This window comes from Aliinostoc sp. HNIBRCY26, from assembly GCF_050235535.1.
In the GTDB taxonomy this organism is placed as follows: Bacteria; Cyanobacteriota; Cyanobacteriia; order Cyanobacteriales; family Nostocaceae; genus Trichormus.
The window spans coordinates 2705534-2722048 of the sequence record NZ_CP189852.1 but is presented as its reverse complement, the minus strand read 5'-3'; the positions used below and the strand labels follow the sequence as shown (position 1 = coordinate 2722048).

Below are 16515 nucleotides of genomic sequence, written 5' to 3'. Positions count from 1 at the left end.
TACACCCTTAATTCTTCCTACTCCCAAGGAGCAGGTTGCCTAACTTGTTCCCACACAGGACTATACAAGGCTTCATAAAATTCCCGCGCCATTTCCACCATTCCCGCATAACCAGCGTAAGCATGATGACGCTCATGATTAATATCTAAAAAAGGAATACGTGCTTTAATTGCTGTGTATTGATTACTAGCACCAGCAACTAAAATATCCGCCTTAGTATCTTCTATTACTTTGAGTAAAGCCTTGGGGCCACCCTTAGCCAAAACCATGCCATCTTGTCCAAGTAATTCCTTAATTTTAACTTTTTCATCTTGAGTATTCTTCCTATCACTAGTAGCAACAACCTTCATACCCAAATCTTTTGCTGCTAAAATCACTGACCAACTTTTGACACCTCCACTATAAAGAACAATACGCTTTCCTTGTAATTGAGAACGATAAGGTGCAAGGGCAATATCTAAAGCTGCGGTTTCTTCTGCAATTAACCATTCCGTCCGTTCTTGTAAGTATTGATCACCGAATGCTGCTGCAATATTCCGCAAACAACGATTCATATTTTCAATACCAAAGAAAGACTCTTCAATATATGGAATGCCGTAACGCTCCTGCATAGTTTGTGCCATTTTTAGTGACACATTCGAGCAAATTACTACATTTAATTTTGCGCGTTGAGCATAGCAAATTTCTTGATAACGCGCATCACCAGTAATTTTGGACAGAACCCGAATCCCCAATTTTTGAAACAGTGGTAGAACATTCCAGATTTCCCCAGCAACATTGTAATCACCAATAATATTGATATCAAATGGTGTAGTAAATTCTGGTTCAGCCGTTCCCACCACATAATCTAATAAGGCTTCCCCAGCAATCCGGTTGCCTAAATTTTTACTCCCAAGAAATCCAGGTGCGTTAATATAGACAACCGGAATCCCGAATTGATTTGTAGCTTTTTTACAAATACTTTCGACATCGTCACCAATCAAAGCCGTGACACAAGTAGAATAGACAAAAATAGCAGCCGGATGATAACGTTGAGCAATGTGTAGAATAGATTTTTCTAGCTTTTTTTCACCACCAAAAATGATTTCACTTTCACTCAAATCAGTAGAAAAACCCATTTGATAGAGTTCAGAGCCAGAAGAAAGACTACCGCGACTACCCCAAGGATTGCGAGTGCAACCAACAGGGCCATGTACTAAATGAACTGCATCAGTAATTGGCCCAAGAGCCACCATTGCCCCCTCAAAAGGACAATTTCCCTGTGCTGCACCTGGTTTTGGTGGTTCTTTACAAGTCGTTTTATTCTGCTTGCTCTGCAATTTTTTTAGGTTGTATTCGCAGGCTATTTCATCAAGTAATTTGTTGATTTCTTCTTGAGTATTTCTCATATCTTTGCTCATGTTAGTTAAGATAAATAATGCAATAAAGCCACCATCAAAAAACGACCTATACTTTTCGAGCAACTTACTTAGGACTTACGCAACTGGCATATTTTTATGTAGGGTGTGTGACGCTGCGAAACGATTTGAACGTAGTAATAAGACTTATAGCGTCACGCACCTAGCATTGATTGTGACACTTGCGTAAGTCCTGTTACTGTTAAAAATGCTGGGTACGTCAGTATAAATAATTGTGGATATAGTTAAGTTTTCTCGTACTGACGCACCCTACAAAACTGTCAATTGCGGATACTTTATTTTTTGGTATTCCCTAAATTCAGTTCTCTAAAATTGTAGAAATTAGAGAAAGTGGGAAAGGAGAATTGCCCTTTCCCCAAGATCAATGCACCCTAACCAGCAAGCTTTTATTGTGTTTGGAAATTTATCAGGCTCATGATTAGACGTGGCTAAACAAGACCTTTTAATGCCAGATAAAATACCTAATTAATGACTCGGATAGAAACAGCCAAATCTTCTTACGTATCCCCATTTTGTAGGAAGACCTGTTACGCTTTCGCTATTTTTATCTCTTCTAGTGCAAGCATAGCATACATTTTGCTATCTTACTTGCTATTTTTTAATTTTGTCGCAAAAAAACTATATATTTGGCAAAAATACTTATTAATACCAGATGAATATCAGAAAATGTGCAAGTTTAAATAACATTATGCTAAAATAATTGCGTAAACCATAATTGCTATGCAATAAATTATGATGATGCTCTAGCTCCTGAGACGAGATTAACCAACCAACATGAGTCGCCACAGATTAACACTCGTCTGCAAACTACTATTTAAAACCAGGAGCAGAGGGAGTACAGAAAGAAAAGTCAACGAAAAGGACAAGGGATAGGGGACGGAGGGTGAAGGGGAAAAGCCCATAGAAAAAATAGTTAAGGAAAAATTAGTCTGCCTATCATTGATATTTTCAGATTTGTCTGACATCCCAAAATCAACAAGTGTATATGCCAAGAAAAGAACAAGGCTGGATTACATTTCAAGCTTCACAGGAAGAGATGGAACTGTTAGAAGAACTATGTAAAAAGTCGCAACGTACTAAAACAGAAGTCCTGCGGGAACTCATCAGAGGGCTGGATGGAAATTCGCTGCGATCGCGCCCATCAAAACCAAGCAAAAAGTCACACAATAAAAATAATTACTCTCACTCTTTCAACAACTTACAAATTAACCACCATAACATTATTAAAGGTGTAATTACACAAGTGATTCGTACAAACGTAAATACGTTAATAACTCTAAAAATCCTTCATGAAGTCGATTTAACTTCTGTAGTTACTACAGACTCAGCAGATAAATTAGACTTAAGCGAAGGGAAAGAAGCCTATGCTGTAATTAACTCTAATAATATTGTTATCGCCAAAAGAGAAATATCTCATCAGGATACAACACAAAACAATGAAACACTTATCAACAGCACAAAAAAGCAGCAAACAGTAAGTAGAGTTAATAGTAAAATCAACAATATATAGATAATATAAAAACACTCAGATTTACATATTCTGTCTACGTCCATTCTACAAAAAGTATCAGTAGACAGAAATTTTTTCATGCAAAAACATAGATAATAATATTGAAATTTTCTAGATATTTATTTTTAGAATTGTCGTTCTAGTTACTATCACTAACCAAGGGGAATATTACTATTTAAATAGTTGAGACAGTGAGATGAATTTCAACACCTTTCAGTAAAGCTGAAAAGTTAAGTTGGGTTGAAGGCGCGCGCAACCCAACCTTTTTCAACTTTGCTTTTATCTATATTTACAACATTGCTAATTCAAGTTCGTAGTAAGGACTTTATTCCTTTATAGCCTTTTTTACTCTACTAACGGACAAATTTATCTGTGTTCATCTGCGTTTATCTGCGTTTAATTATCCTTACCTATTTTTTAAATTAAAAACTAGCCAAGGAGAATAGAGAAATGCCACTGAAGCTATTAAAGTGCGACGAATCAATCCCAGAAAGGGAAAAGCACGTATACATTAAAGAAAAAGGCGAAGACACCACCCAATTTCTGCCCCTATCCAACATCGAAACCATCCCCGGTTCCCTCTCAGAACGCGGATGTAGCTACTGCGGAGCCAAACTCGTAATCGGTGGCGTACTCAAAGACACCATCCAAATGATACACGGCCCCATCGGTTGCGCCTACGACACCTGGCACACCAAACGTTATCCTAGCGACAACGGCCACTTCCAACTCAAATATGTCTGGTCATCAGACATGAAAGAATCCCACATCGTCTTCGGTGGGGAAAAACAACTCCGCAAATCCATCATCGAAGCCTTTGCAGAGTTCCCCGACATCAAACGGATGATAGTCTACACCACCTGCGCCACCGCCTTAATTGGTGATGACATCCGCGCCGTCGTCAAAAGCGTACAGCAAGAACTCGGTGACGTTGACATCTTCTGTGTAGAATGTCCTGGATTTGCAGGTGTGAGCCAATCCAAAGGACACCACGTCCTCAACATCGCCTGGATTAACGAAAAAGTCGGCACATTAGAACCAGAAATCACCTCACCCTACACCATCAACGTCATCGGTGACTACAACATCCAAGGTGATACCTTCGTCCTAGAGAAGTACATGGAAAAAATGGGCGTACAAATCATCGCCCACTTCACCGGAAATGGGACATACGACTCATTACGGGGGATGCACAGAGCGCAACTCAACGTTACCAACTGTGCGCGTTCAGCAGGATACATCGCCAACGAACTCAAAAAGAGATATGGTATTCCTCGTCTGGACGTAGACACCTGGGGCTTTGACTATTGCCAAGAAGCACTACGCAAAATCGGAGCCTTCTTCGGCATTGAAGACAGAGCCGAAGCCGTCATTGCTGAAGAAGTCGCCAAATACCAAGACAAAATGAATTGGTACAAAGAACGACTCAAAGGCAAAAAGGTCTGTATTTGGACAGGTGGCCCCAGACTATGGCACTGGACAAAGGCTCTAGAAGATGACTTAGGAATGCAAGTTGTCTCCATGTCTTCCAAGTTCGGACACCAAGAAGACTTTGAAAAGGTCATTGCCAGAGGTCAAGAAGGCACAATCTATATTGATGATGGTAATGAATTGGAGTTCTTTGAAGTCCTGGAAATGATTCGTCCAGATGTGGTGTTGACAGGGCCACGGGTGGGTGCGTTAGTGAAGAAGTTGCACTTGCCTTATATCAATGGTCACGGTTATCACAATGGGCCATACATGGGCTTTGAGGGTGCGGTGAATATGGCGCGTGATTTGTACAACGCCATTTATTCTCCTCTGATGCAGCTTGCTGCTTTTGATGTTCGTGATGATTTTGCGGCAAATGTAAACAACCAAGAATTACCATCTCCTTCTAAATCCCATCAGGAAAATAACAGCAATGGTAGTAGAAAGGAAAGCGAAATTTTAATTGATGAGCAGGCTGTTTTGGAAATATCTAGTAATCACAGTAATTGTGTAGATACCAAAGCTTTGCTGACTGATCTGTCATATCTTTCTACACCAGTTACACAATATCTGGATTTAGAAATTAACAACGTTGTCACTACCAACAATAGGAACATTATGGAAAGCAGACTAGAACAATTAAAATCCGTTGATCTAACTTCCGATGAAGTGATATTAGAGCCGGAAATTGCTAAGGTTAAAGCTCAGGTATTACCAAATAATGAGCAGGTTACTCAATGGCTAGAAATTGGGAAGAAGATTTGGGGATTCTTAGCTAAATCCTCTCAATATCTCGGTAATTTCTCCGTGGAATATAAGCGCATTATTGTTGGCATTAGCTTAATTTTGGTAATGCTATTTGCGGTAAAACTACTCATGGTTTTACTATACACTGTCAATGATATTCCTGTTGTTAATTTAGGTTTTGAGTTCATTGGCATGGTTTCAGTAACATGGTTTTTCTTACGCTATTTACTCAAAGCTTCTACACGCAAGGAATTAGCTACGAACATCCGCTTCATCAAGCAAGAAATTGTTGATGGTGATGAAAATTAGTTAGGGATTTTCAGTCAATATTCCCTTGTCTTATACGTATGGTGTGTTAGGCGCAAGCCATAACGCACCGAAAGATGTAGGTTGAGTTAAGCACAGTGCAAACCAACATAAATTTCGGAAAATCAATATAGATGTTGGTGTTGTGTTTGCTTGCGTCAAACCAACCTACGATTTTTGTCTTTGAATATAGAGTTTAAAATGCTCACGCAGAGGCGCAGAGGCACAGAGAATAAGTAAGAGATGTGGAAATTATGTGTGTGGGTTTTGATGCTATTTTGGCAAGATAACTAATATATTAAATAGTGCATGAAATTGACATTGTCAAAAGACAAGTTGTCGAAGTATCGTCTTTAAAAGGTACTTTTTTAGGATAAATATTGATGATTTAATAAGACGAAATGTCGAAGTTTATCAAATATATACAAAGGGCGGATTGCTGAGTAATAGAGCAGGGTTATAGAGGAATTTATTAGGGATTTATTCACTCAAAAATTATGATATTTAGCATTATTTGGTGGCACTAAATACAGAAAAAGCGACAAAACTTATCTAGTGTAAGATTAATATTCACGTTCAGATTGAGAGAGTTTAAGTTCAAAATCAGGAGATAATTTTTCCTACGAAACACCTGATTAACTTTGAATGTTACTCGTGAATCATCATCCATTCATCTCAAATAATGTGCGTAAATCTCGTGGTGTTTGACGGATTCAAGATTTAGATTTTTCACAACCGACTCATGGAGAGAATATTGGAGAACACACAATGAATTTTCTTTCAGATACAGTGATGCTGTCGCGTCTTCAATTTGCAGTCACCAGCATCTTTCATATGTTTTGGCCTATCCTCACAATTGGGATGTCTTGGTATTTATTTGTTGTCGAGATTTTATGGCTAAAAACCAACAATCCTACTTTTTATCACCATGCACGTTTTTGGTCAAAACTCTACATTCTCAATTTTGGTCTAGGTGTGGCTTCTGGTGTGGCGATTGAATTTGAGTTCGGTGCAAACTGGGCTCCATTTTCTCTAGCTGTGGGTGATTTTTTAGGTAGTATTTTAGGCTTTGAAGGTACGATGGCCTTTATGCTAGAAGCTGCTTTCTTGGGGATTATGATTTATGGCTGGAATAAAATACCACCACTAATGCACCTCTTTGCAACCTTATGTGTAGCCGTTGGTGCTAGTCTTTCATCTTTCTGGATTATTGTTGCTAACTCTTGGATGCAAACACCAGCCGGTGGAGAAATGGTGAATGGTAAATTTCTGGTTCACAGTTATCTAGAAGCCATTTTTAACCCCGCAGCTTTGAATAGCTGGTTTCACATGATCTTAGCGATTCTAGAAACCGCTTTGTTTGTGATTGGTGGAATTAGTGCTTGGTATATCCTCAACAAGCGTTATGAGGAGTTTTTTAGCAAGTCTTTCAAGATTGCGATCGCACTTGCTATTCTTGTCACACCCCTACAAATTGTCGTTGGTCACTTCAGTGGTGAGGAAGTATACCACAACCAACCCAGTAAATTAGCTGCGATCGAAGCTTTATGGGATACTGTACCCGCAGGTGAATCAGCACCTTGGAATGTTTTAGTTGCACCCAATGACAAAGAAAATAAAAATAATTGGTCACTCAGTGTTCCCAATGGTTTAGGTATGGTGTTGGACATGAAACCCACACTTTCTGAACCTGTACTGGGTTTAAATGAGTGGAAACCAGAAGACCGACCCCATGCAGTTTCCCTGATATTCTATACCTTCCGCATCATGGTAGGTATTGCCTTCTTTTTCCTGGGTTTGATGGGTGTCAGCGTCGTCCAATGGTTGCGCGGTAAGCTGAGTGCGGAAAATATTACCACACAAACTTGGTTAATGCGGGCGTGGATATTAGCTGCACCTTTGGGTTATGTCGCCGTCGAATCTGGTTGGATGGTACGAGAAGTTGGTAGACAACCTTGGATTGTGTACGGACAAATTCGCACAGCCGATGCGGTTTCTAACGTCCCAGCCAGCAACGTCTTAGTTTCACTCTTGGGTTACGCCAGTATTTATCTGTTGTTGTTCGCCTGCGCCTTATACTTTGGTCGTCGGATAGTTCTCCAAGGGCCGAATTTAGGACTACCCTTACCCAATCAAGATGCACAGCGCAGCGACATAGGACAAATCACAGAAACCGTACACAACTAATATCCAATAATCACAACTCTCATGGAATCCGTAAACACCACTCTACCATTGCTCTGGTTTGGACTTGTTGCCCTGTTCCTCACCTTGTACTTAATTACCGATGGATTTGATTTAGGCGTAGGAATTTTGACGCTAACTGCTGCTAACGAAGCGCGACGGGGGATCATTATCAACACCCTCAGCACCGTTTGGGATGCCAATGAAACTTGGTTAGTATGTACAGGGGGTTTGTTATATGGCGCTTTCCCCCTTGCTTACGCGACTATCGTTAATGCCCTCTACATTCCCATTACCATGATGGTAGTTGGGTTTATCTTCCGCGCCGTCGCCTTTGAATTTCGGGAACATTCCTTAGACAAAACCTTTTGGAATATCGGTTTTGGTGGCGGTAGTTTGTTAGTCGCTTTTTCCCAAGGACTAGTATTAGGCGGCGTAATTGCGGGAATTAAAGTAGATGCAGCCGGAAACTTTATCGGTGGGACTTGGGATTGGTTGAATTTACCATCAATATTAGTAGCATTAACTGTAGTTCAAGGCTATATTTTGATTGGTTCAACTTACCTGATTGCGAAAACAGAAGGTGAGTTAAAACGATATCACTACATCACCGCCAAATTTAGTGCCATCACCACATTTATTGGGGCAATGGCATTAACAATTGCTACACCAATGTTTTACGAACAAGTCAAAGAAAGGCTATTTCACCAACCAGAAGTAGTGATATTTGCAGCTATTCCCGTTTTGGCGACTGTTACAGTAGGACTACTGATGAATAGTATCAATCAACGCCAAGAAATCATGCCTTTTGTCTGGACAATTGTGGTTTTCTTAATCACGATTCTGGCGTTGGCTTTCGTCGTATTTCCTTACATTATTCCTTTCCAAATCACCATCTATCAAGCTTCTTCCTCTTTGAGTTCTCAAGCCTTCATGATTGCTTTCATCGGCTTTTTTGTCCCGATTTTACTGTTCTACAATATCTATCTTTATCGAGTGTTTAAAGGTAAAGTTGTTAGTCCTCATTATGGGGAGTAGAAACGCAGAGGAACGCTAAGGTAAGCGCAGAGGTACGCAAAGTTCTCTTAACCTTTGCGCCTTTGCGCCTACCCTGCGGGAACGCCAAGGGCGAATGCGTGAGATAAATTCTTTCTATTGGTGAATGTCTATGCGGAAGATTGCTATCTACGGTAAAGGGTGTATCGGTAAGTCTAGCATTACTCAAAACACTGTAGCGGCACTAGCTGAAATGAGTCGTAAAGTGATGCTTGTAGGCTGCGACTCCAAAGCAGATTCTACCAGACTACTTTTAGGGAGATTGCATCCGAAAATTGTACTCAACACACTACGCCAAGAATCAGAAGATGTGCATCTAGAAGATTTTCGTAAAGAAGGATGGGGAAAGACTTTTTGTGTAGAATCGGGAGGGCCTGAACCTGGGGTGGGATGTACTGGACGCAGTGTCATTACATCAATTGGCGTACTGGAACAACTAGGTGCTTACGATGAAAAATTACAGCTTGATTATACTTTTTACGATGGTTTAAGTAGTGTGGTGTGTAGTGGATTTATTATGCCTATGCGTGAGAAGAAAGCGCAAGAAATTTACATCGTCACTTCTGGTGAAAGTTTGTCTTTGTATACCATCAATAATATCTGCCGAGGAATCCAAAAATATGCGTTTCTAGGTGGTGTGCGTTTGGGAGGGTTAATTTATAACTCTCCCAATTTTGATCAAGAAGATGATTTAGTTCAGGCTTTTGCAGAACAATTGGGGACTCAAATTATCTATTCCATACCCAGAGATAATATAGTGCAGCAAGCAGAATTTTACAGTCAAACAGTGATTGCTTATGCTCCTAATTGCGAACAAGCACAACATTATCGTCACCTAGCCAAAGCAATTGACCAGAATACTAATTTTGTAGTTCCCAAACCTTTGTCTAATCAGCAGCTTGAAACATTATGGATGAAGTGGGGAGTTGTGAGTTTTGAGTCATGATTTTTTCTCCTCTACACCCCTATACCCTCAAAATATTTCAGGAGTATTTCATTATGTTGACTGAAGAAGCTTTAGTGCAGAAATTTACTACTGTTGTTAACGATCGCTGTCCTGAACTCAATACTTTACTTAAATACTGTCATGTCGAGCTTGTCAACTCCTACTGGGGTAAACCCGAAAAGCTTCTACAGTATTTTGTAATTTACGCTCCTCATCAAGTTTTTGCTACAGTTAATGGCTTTGCAGGAACTTTCAGAAGTGTCGCTGAGGATCTGGGAATAGCCAATGCAATTTGTATGGATGCTACACGCATTATCCGCGATCGCTGTTCCACATTAAAACAAAAAGACCCCATCCTCTGGTTAGAACTGCAATTTTTAGTATCACAGTATTTAGAACACTAGGAATTATTCATCATTTACAATTGAATCAGGTAGATTATTATCCCTTGAGCTTATACTGAGGCTTCTTATGTTAAGCGTGACAGTTGATGAAATTCAGCGCAATCCTTCCAAGTATCTGCGTCAAGTGGAGGCAGGTGAAACAATTGTAATTGTTCGAGCAGATAAAGCGATCGCTGAACTTAGACCTATCGCCAGTAATCAGCAATTGCGACCATTTGGTTTGTGTTCAGGTGAGTTTACCGTTCCAGATGATTTCGATGCTCCTTTGCCAGAAGATATTCTCAGTGCATTTGAGGCCAAATGAGGATTCTGCTGGATACGCACATCTTTTTATGGTTCATTAGTGGCGATACTCAGTTGTCAACAGATGTTCGGGATGCGATTCGTGATCCAGACAATGATGTCTATCTAAGTTCAGTTTCAATTTGGGAAGCAATTGTTAAGTACCATTTGGGTAAGCTACCTCTGCCGGAACAGCCGGAAACATATTTACCCAAACAGCGCGATCTTCATCAGATTGCTAGTCTTGCTCTGGATGAAAGTAGTGTGATTCAACTGGCTAAATTGCCATTATTACATCGTGATCCATTTGACAGAATGCTTATCTGTCAAGCCTTACAAAATGGTCTGATAATTGCGACAGTAGATTCAGCAGTTCGTGCCTATTCAGTCAGTGTTATATAGCAGTGCAGCCCAACCATTCTGCGTGCTTTTTTACTCGTTTCGACGGTCTTGGCTTGTTAAAACTATAAAAGTCACAAATTTCTGTAACTGCATATACATTACTGACAGAAAATACAGGTATAAAAAGTTTTTTCTTTAGCAATTATTTTGGCGAAATGTATGTTAAACTTGCGTTAAGGGGGGACAAAACCTGTAAATCAACTCGCAATCAATTCAACTGACAAATTATTTGCTGTGAACATAGAAATCCAGCAAGTAATGGAATATGTATGCAGTCATCCAAACTCAATCACCAGTCTTCTCAAATATATATATAGTAGAAGGCTGTGCTATTACCTCAGCAGATTACATTTGCTCGTGGTAGCTTCTTGTCACGGAGTAAATAAAGTCTCATGAAGCTAGATATCAATATCTGCAACAACATCAAGTCTATCAGAACCCGTTTAGGCATGAGCCAGCAAGATTTGGCTAATATAGCTGGCGTAACTCGTCAGACGATTAGTGGTGTGGAATCTGGACAATATGCGCCTTCTGTCGCCATTACTCTACGTTTAGCCAAGGCACTTGGTTGCCAAGTCGAAAACTTATTCTGGTTAGAAGATGATTTACCAGAAGTTGAAGCAGTTCTGGCTAAACCAGTCCCCACTGGACAACCACTGAGAGTCAGTCTAGCAAAGGTTGGCGGTCAATGGATAGCTTATCCTCTCGTGGGCAAGGAAGCTTTTCGGATGGAAATGATTCCTGCTGATGGTAAAGCAGAGAGTCAGACACATACGAATAAAGTCCAGGTGAGGCTGCTTGATGATTTAGACAAATTACAAAATACAGTCGTCATCGCTGGTTGTACGCCAGTTATTTCCTTCTTAGCGAGAGCAACTGAACGCTGGCATCCCCAGCTACGGGTTCATTATCACTTTGCTAATAGTATGGCTGCCTTGCGTAGTTTAAATCGGGGTGAAGTCCACATTGCCGGGATGCACTTGTACGATCCGCAAACAGGAGAACATAATATTCCTTTTGCGCGAGAAGCTTTGGATGGTAGAAGTGCAGTTTTAATCACTCTGGGCATTTGGGAAGAGGGGCTAGTAGTTGCACCTCGGAATCCAATGGAAATCACGTCCTTATCTGACTTGGTGGAACTAGAAGCGACAATCATTAACCGTGAACCGGGTTCTGGTAGTCGGATGCTATTAGAACGCAAACTCAAAGAAGAAGAGGTATCAGCAAATGCAATTAAAGGATATGAGCATATTGTTCATAGCCATCAAGATGTAGCCTTATCTATCGCCGCAGGTATCGCTGATGCGGGGGTGAGTACGGCTTCCGTGGCGGCGGCTTTTGGTTTGGGATTTATCCCCTTGCATCAAGCGCGGTATGACTTGGTGATTCTCAAGGAATACTTGGAAGAAGCACCAGTGCAGCAATTTTTGAGTATCTTGGGACATCGATTAGTGCAATCACAATTAGAAGTTCTAGGCGGCTATGACATTAGTGACATTGGTGAAGTTGTCGCAACTATTTAGAGTTAAACAGTTAGTTATCTATTTACTATGAACAACGTGGCTATTCACATTAACGATACAACCTTGCGAGATGGGGAACAGGCGGCGGGTATAGCCTTTAATGTTGAGGAAAAAATTGCGATCGCCTCTCTACTCGATTCTATAGGTGTCCACGAATTAGAAGTTGGCATTCCCGCAATGGGACATGAAGAAGCCGAATCAATTACAAGGATTGCCAAATTGGGATTAAATGCCAAACTACTCGGCTGGAATCGGGCGAATTTGTCGGATATCCAAGCATCTATCGATTGTGGTTTGGATAGAGTTCATGTTTCTGTTCCCGTCTCCGATATTCAGATAGCCGCTAAGTTCAAAGGACAACGACAGTTAGTCTTAGATAAACTACGAGATGCAATTAATTTTGCGTGCGATCGCGGTTTATCCGTCTCCGTTGGTGGCGAAGATTCTTCCAGAGCCGATGAATCCTTTTTATTAGAAGTTGCCCAATCTGCCCAAGAATGGGGCGCGTTTCGGTTTCGCTTCTGTGATACTGTAGGAGTTCTCGACCCCACAACCACCTACAAAAAAGTTAGCCATCTAGTATCGCACCTATCAATTGTCATCGAAATGCACACACATGACGACTTTGGTATGGCCTTGGCGAACACCTTAGCCGGTGTGAAAGCTGGCGCAATATCCGTTAATACCACCGTCAATGGTATAGGTGAACGAGCCGGAAATGCACCTTTAGAAGAAGTAGTGATGGGACTCAAATATCTCTACGATATACCCACAGGAATTGATACCAAAAGACTCGTAGAAGTATCAAAATTAGTCTCCAAAGCTACTAACTTTCCCGTCCTTCCTTGGAAAGCGATCGTGGGTGAAAATACCTTTGCACACGAATCAGGGATTCATGCTCATGGCGTACTGCAAAACCCCATCACCTATGAACCATTCGCACCAGAAGACGTAGGTTGGGAACGACGTTTAGTAGTAGGTAAACATTCCGGTCGTCATCTCCTACTCAGCGTTCTCCAACAACACGGTATCACCCTCGGCCAAGCCGAAATTCAATCAGTATTAGATGCAGTACGTCATCAATCAGTCAAAACTAAACGCAGCCTCACCGTTGAAGAACTACTAAGCTTAGTTCCTCAAAGCTAAAACCTGAACGAGTAGAGGTGAAACTATCTCTCAACACTGCAATTAATTCTGTAATTAATAGTTCCTGAGTCAGTAAAAAAACTCAGAATTTCATAAACTTATCAACTATAAAAATTGCGTTTCTTTTTCTTCTTACCTTTGCGTCTTTGCGCCTTTGCGCGAAACAAATTTATATTCTCAATCAACAACGCTATCTGTGTAAATCCTGAGAGGTTATATGGTTCAAAGAAGATTCATCATTGCTGGTTTAGCTTCTTGTTTAGCAATTGTAACTACTAACACTAGTAACTTGTTAACACCACAAGCCAACGCTCAATCTGCGAGAAATCGTAATGTCATTGTCGCCATGACAACTAGCATCGAAGATAGTGGATTGCTTGATGATTTAGTCCCAGCATTTGAGAAAAAAACAGGCTATCGACTCAAAAAAGTTGCAGTAGGAACTGGACAAGCTTTAGCTTTAGCAGAAAAAGGCGAAGTTGACGCACTATTTGTCAATTCACCCAAAGCCGAACGCAAAGTTTTACAAGGTGGTGCAGTGACTAACCGCCGTTTAGTGATGCACAATGATTTTGTAATTGTGGGGCCAGGTAATCCTGATAAAGCCAAGATTCGAGGCAATAAAAATGCTGTGCAAGCGTTTAATGCAATTGCCAAAAATCAAGCATTATTTATATCAAGAGGTGATGATTCAGGTACGAATAAATTAGAAAAAGATTTATGGCAGCAAGCAAATATTAATCCTGCTGGTAGTTGGTATCAACAAACAGGTTCAGGAATGGCGAAAACTTTACAAGTCGCTAATCAAAAACTGGGATATACTTTAGCAGACAGGGCAACTTATATATTTCAGAAAAAAAATCTTACTTCTTTACAAGTGTTGGTGGAAGGAGATAGAAAATTATTAAATCTCTACCATGTGATGCAAGTAAATCCGCAGAAATTCCCCAAGGTTAATAGTGCGGGTTCTAAAGCTTTTATTGATTTTGTTTTATCTCCTGAAGGACAGAGAATAATTGCTGCTCATGGTAGACAAGAATTTGGACAGCCATTGTTTTTTGTTGATGGTGGTAAGAGTGAAAAGGATTATGGGTTTTAGTCAATATTTATTAGACTATCCCAAATGTAGGGTGCGTCAGTATGAATAATTTCTTGGTGTAGCTAGTTTTTCTCTCTCTGACGCACCCTACTAAATTGTATATCTCAGTATTTTTCCGATTCATAAGAAACTCGTGGATACAATCATTGATGGAGCGAATAAGGCTCTAGAGTTATTAATTAGTGGCGATCGCAATGTTATCGAAGTAATGACGATGACATTGCTAGTCTCTGGAGTGGCGACAACTATTAGTGTGTTGTTGGGTGTCCCTTTGGGGTTGTGGTTGGCTTTAGAAGATTTCTTTGGGAAATCTGTATTAAACAGTGTTGTTAACTTTGGGATGGGATTACCGCCTGTGGTGGTTGGTTTGGTGGTGAGTCTATTTTTGTGGCGTTCCGGCCCTTTGGGTGACTTGGATTTAATGTACACACCCACAGCCATGATTATCGCTCAAACTATTATTGCTTTCCCGATAGTTGCGGGTTTTAGTTTTGCAGCCATTCTTAGTATTAATCCGAAACTACGTTGGCAATTATTATCAATGGGGGCGACACCTTGGCAAGCTCATTGGTTATTAATTAAGGAAGCAAAACTTGGCTTGATAGCTGCTATTATTGCGGGTTTTGGTCGCGTCATTTCGGAAGTTGGGGCTTCGATGATGGTAGGGGGAAATATCAAAGGACAGACGCGAGTTTTAACTACAGCTATTGTCACAGAAGTAGAAAAAGGTAACTTTGATGTAGCGATGGCGATCGCGTACATTCTCCTATTCATCACCTACAGCATTGTTGTGTCGCTGACTATCTTGCAGCACGATAAGAAAATGTTATGAGTAAATTACATAAGTTAAGGTCGTTTGTCAATTTAGAATCTCCTCCCACAAAACCACAGGAAAATCAGGAGGAAGTCAATCAATATATCCTGAATATGCGTCAGGTGAAGGTTGATAGTAAAAGCCGGAAAAATATCCTATCAATTGATAATTTCGCTGTCCGTCCAGGGGAACTAGTCGCCGTAGTTGGCCCTAATGGTGCGGGTAAAAGCACCCTGTTAAGAACTATCAATATGTTGCAGTCCTACAGTGGGGAAATGCAATTGTTTGGACATGATGCACGTCAAGTTAATCAAACAGCCTTGCGTCGTCGTTCTGCATTGGTGTTTCAAGAAACCTTACTGTTAGATGACACTGTATTTAATAATGTTGCCAGAGTCTTACAGTTTCGCGGTGTACCAAAGCATCAAATTAAGCATAAGGTATATACTGCCCTGGAAACATTCGGCTGTGAACATTTAGCACATCGACAAGCCCGCGCCCTTTCTGGTGGCGAAGGTAAGCGGGTGTGTATTGCCTGTGGGTTAGTAGCTGATCCAGAATTGCTGTTATTAGATGAACCTTCCGCCTACTTAGATGTAGCAATTCGTCCGCAAATCATCGAAAAAATTCGCCAATGGGCGGAAGCTAGAGGGGCGGCGGTGATATTAGTCAGCCATAACTTTACAGATATCTTGAATTTTGCCGATCGCGCGATCGCATTATTTGACGGTGGAATTATCCAAGACGATAAGTTAGAAATGCTCATCCGTCGCCCAGCTAACCAACAACTCGCCAGACTTGTCGGTATGGATAACGTCATTCCCTGTCAAATAGAACCCGATCACCGTGGTTATTTGATTAAGTTAGCTAACACTATGGAGTTTTCATATTATGGCGAAATCAATGCACCCATCACAGCCTGTTGTCTATCCGGCGATGCTTTCCATATTGATGATCTCAGTTCCACAATTCCACTACAACCAGGTGCAGTCTCCATTCAAGGCAGGGTAGAACGGATTGTACGCGGTGTAGGAACTTATACCATCAAGGTGAAGGTGGGAGAACAAACTGTAACCGCCAGAGTCCCTCGTAATGATGTGTCAGAGAATGTTTACCATCACAGCTTGATTAAGTTGGCGTTTCATCCTAGAGATGCACATTTCGTTTAGAAGCACCAAATGATGTAGAGAATAAAGTGCATTTTCATT

At 40.8% G+C, this 16515-nt stretch carries 14 protein-coding genes; 13 read left to right on the top strand and 1 reads right to left on the bottom strand.

Going from position 1 to position 16515, the window contains the following annotated elements; translation table 11 throughout:
• Nucleotides 1-17 precede the first annotated feature (17 nt).
• Nucleotides 18-1388, bottom strand: a complete 1371-nt coding sequence (nifE, locus tag ACQFX9_RS11575) for a nitrogenase iron-molybdenum cofactor biosynthesis protein NifE (protein WP_427162135.1) — start codon at nt 1386-1388, stop codon at nt 18-20.
• 1015 nt (nt 1389-2403) lie between these two features.
• On the opposite strand from nifE, the gene ACQFX9_RS11570 reads away from it, so the two are divergent.
• From ACQFX9_RS11570 to ACQFX9_RS11510, 13 genes are all read left to right on the top strand, one after another.
• On the top strand, nt 2404-2928 hold the full coding sequence (locus ACQFX9_RS11570) for a TOBE domain-containing protein (protein ID WP_427162134.1): 525 nt from the start codon (nt 2404-2406) through the stop codon (nt 2926-2928).
• Between the two features lie 450 nt (nt 2929-3378).
• Nucleotides 3379-5454, top strand: coding sequence for a nitrogenase vanadium-iron protein, alpha chain (gene vnfD / locus ACQFX9_RS11565; RefSeq protein ID WP_427162133.1), 2076 nt, complete (start codon nt 3379-3381; stop codon nt 5452-5454).
• A gap of 765 nt (nt 5455-6219) precedes the next feature.
• Nucleotides 6220-7638: a cytochrome ubiquinol oxidase subunit I gene (locus ACQFX9_RS11560; protein ID WP_427162132.1), complete on the top strand. Its 1419-nt coding sequence runs from the start codon at nt 6220-6222 to the stop codon at nt 7636-7638.
• Between the two features lie 21 nt (nt 7639-7659).
• A complete protein-coding gene (gene cydB, locus ACQFX9_RS11555; RefSeq protein ID WP_427162131.1) occupies nt 7660-8673 on the top strand; it encodes a cytochrome d ubiquinol oxidase subunit II in 1014 nt (337 codons plus the stop codon).
• Between the two features lie 130 nt (nt 8674-8803).
• Entirely contained in the window at nt 8804-9637 is an 834-nt protein-coding gene (gene nifH / locus ACQFX9_RS11550; RefSeq protein WP_427162860.1) for a nitrogenase reductase, read from the top strand.
• Between the two features lie 53 nt (nt 9638-9690).
• A complete protein-coding gene (locus tag ACQFX9_RS11545) occupies nt 9691-10041 on the top strand; it encodes a hypothetical protein (RefSeq protein ID WP_427162130.1) in 351 nt (116 codons plus the stop codon).
• 67 nt (nt 10042-10108) lie between these two features.
• Nucleotides 10109-10345 carry a type II toxin-antitoxin system Phd/YefM family antitoxin gene (locus ACQFX9_RS11540; protein WP_190692702.1) on the top strand — a complete coding sequence of 79 codons (237 nt, stop codon included), beginning with the start codon at nt 10109-10111 and terminating at the stop codon, nt 10343-10345.
• The gene (locus ACQFX9_RS11535) at nt 10342-10725 is read left to right on the top strand and encodes a type II toxin-antitoxin system VapC family toxin (RefSeq protein ID WP_427162129.1); all 384 of its coding nucleotides are present in this window, start codon (nt 10342-10344) and stop codon (nt 10723-10725) included. The genes ACQFX9_RS11540 and ACQFX9_RS11535 overlap by 4 nt, the downstream gene beginning before the upstream one ends.
• A gap of 392 nt (nt 10726-11117) precedes the next feature.
• Nucleotides 11118-12248, top strand: a complete 1131-nt coding sequence (locus ACQFX9_RS11530) for a substrate-binding domain-containing protein (RefSeq protein WP_427162128.1) — start codon at nt 11118-11120, stop codon at nt 12246-12248.
• Nucleotides 12249-12275: 27 nt separating this feature from the next.
• Nucleotides 12276-13394 carry a homocitrate synthase gene (gene nifV / locus ACQFX9_RS11525; RefSeq protein ID WP_427162127.1) on the top strand — a complete coding sequence of 373 codons (1119 nt, stop codon included), beginning with the start codon at nt 12276-12278 and terminating at the stop codon, nt 13392-13394.
• A gap of 217 nt (nt 13395-13611) precedes the next feature.
• Nucleotides 13612-14493 (top strand): substrate-binding domain-containing protein, encoded by an 882-nt coding sequence (locus ACQFX9_RS11520; RefSeq protein WP_427162126.1) that lies wholly within the window; start codon nt 13612-13614, stop codon nt 14491-14493.
• A gap of 133 nt (nt 14494-14626) precedes the next feature.
• On the top strand, nt 14627-15325 hold the full coding sequence (locus ACQFX9_RS11515) for an ABC transporter permease (RefSeq protein ID WP_427162125.1): 699 nt from the start codon (nt 14627-14629) through the stop codon (nt 15323-15325).
• Nucleotides 15322-16476 (top strand): ABC transporter ATP-binding protein, encoded by a 1155-nt coding sequence (locus ACQFX9_RS11510; RefSeq protein ID WP_427162124.1) that lies wholly within the window; start codon nt 15322-15324, stop codon nt 16474-16476. The genes ACQFX9_RS11515 and ACQFX9_RS11510 overlap by 4 nt, the downstream gene beginning before the upstream one ends.
• Nucleotides 16477-16515 lie beyond the last annotated feature (39 nt).

What these genes read in the sequence shown, in the direction of transcription:
- nifE (WP_427162135.1), bottom strand. Translation starts at nt 1,388, where the DNA reads ATGAGAAATACTCAAGAAGAAATCAACAAATTACTTGATGAAATAGCC.
- ACQFX9_RS11570 (WP_427162134.1), top strand. Translation starts at nt 2,404, where the DNA reads ATGCCAAGAAAAGAACAAGGCTGGATTACATTTCAAGCTTCACAGGAA.
- vnfD (WP_427162133.1), top strand. Translation starts at nt 3,379, where the DNA reads ATGCCACTGAAGCTATTAAAGTGCGACGAATCAATCCCAGAAAGGGAA.
- ACQFX9_RS11560 (WP_427162132.1), top strand. Translation starts at nt 6,220, where the DNA reads ATGAATTTTCTTTCAGATACAGTGATGCTGTCGCGTCTTCAATTTGCA.
- cydB (WP_427162131.1), top strand. Translation starts at nt 7,660, where the DNA reads ATGGAATCCGTAAACACCACTCTACCATTGCTCTGGTTTGGACTTGTT.
- nifH (WP_427162860.1), top strand. Translation starts at nt 8,804, where the DNA reads ATGCGGAAGATTGCTATCTACGGTAAAGGGTGTATCGGTAAGTCTAGC.
- ACQFX9_RS11545 (WP_427162130.1), top strand. Translation starts at nt 9,691, where the DNA reads ATGTTGACTGAAGAAGCTTTAGTGCAGAAATTTACTACTGTTGTTAAC.
- ACQFX9_RS11540 (WP_190692702.1), top strand. Translation starts at nt 10,109, where the DNA reads ATGTTAAGCGTGACAGTTGATGAAATTCAGCGCAATCCTTCCAAGTAT.
- ACQFX9_RS11535 (WP_427162129.1), top strand. Translation starts at nt 10,342, where the DNA reads ATGAGGATTCTGCTGGATACGCACATCTTTTTATGGTTCATTAGTGGC.
- ACQFX9_RS11530 (WP_427162128.1), top strand. Translation starts at nt 11,118, where the DNA reads ATGAAGCTAGATATCAATATCTGCAACAACATCAAGTCTATCAGAACC.
- nifV (WP_427162127.1), top strand. Translation starts at nt 12,276, where the DNA reads ATGAACAACGTGGCTATTCACATTAACGATACAACCTTGCGAGATGGG.
- ACQFX9_RS11520 (WP_427162126.1), top strand. Translation starts at nt 13,612, where the DNA reads ATGGTTCAAAGAAGATTCATCATTGCTGGTTTAGCTTCTTGTTTAGCA.
- ACQFX9_RS11510 (WP_427162124.1), top strand. Translation starts at nt 15,322, where the DNA reads ATGAGTAAATTACATAAGTTAAGGTCGTTTGTCAATTTAGAATCTCCT.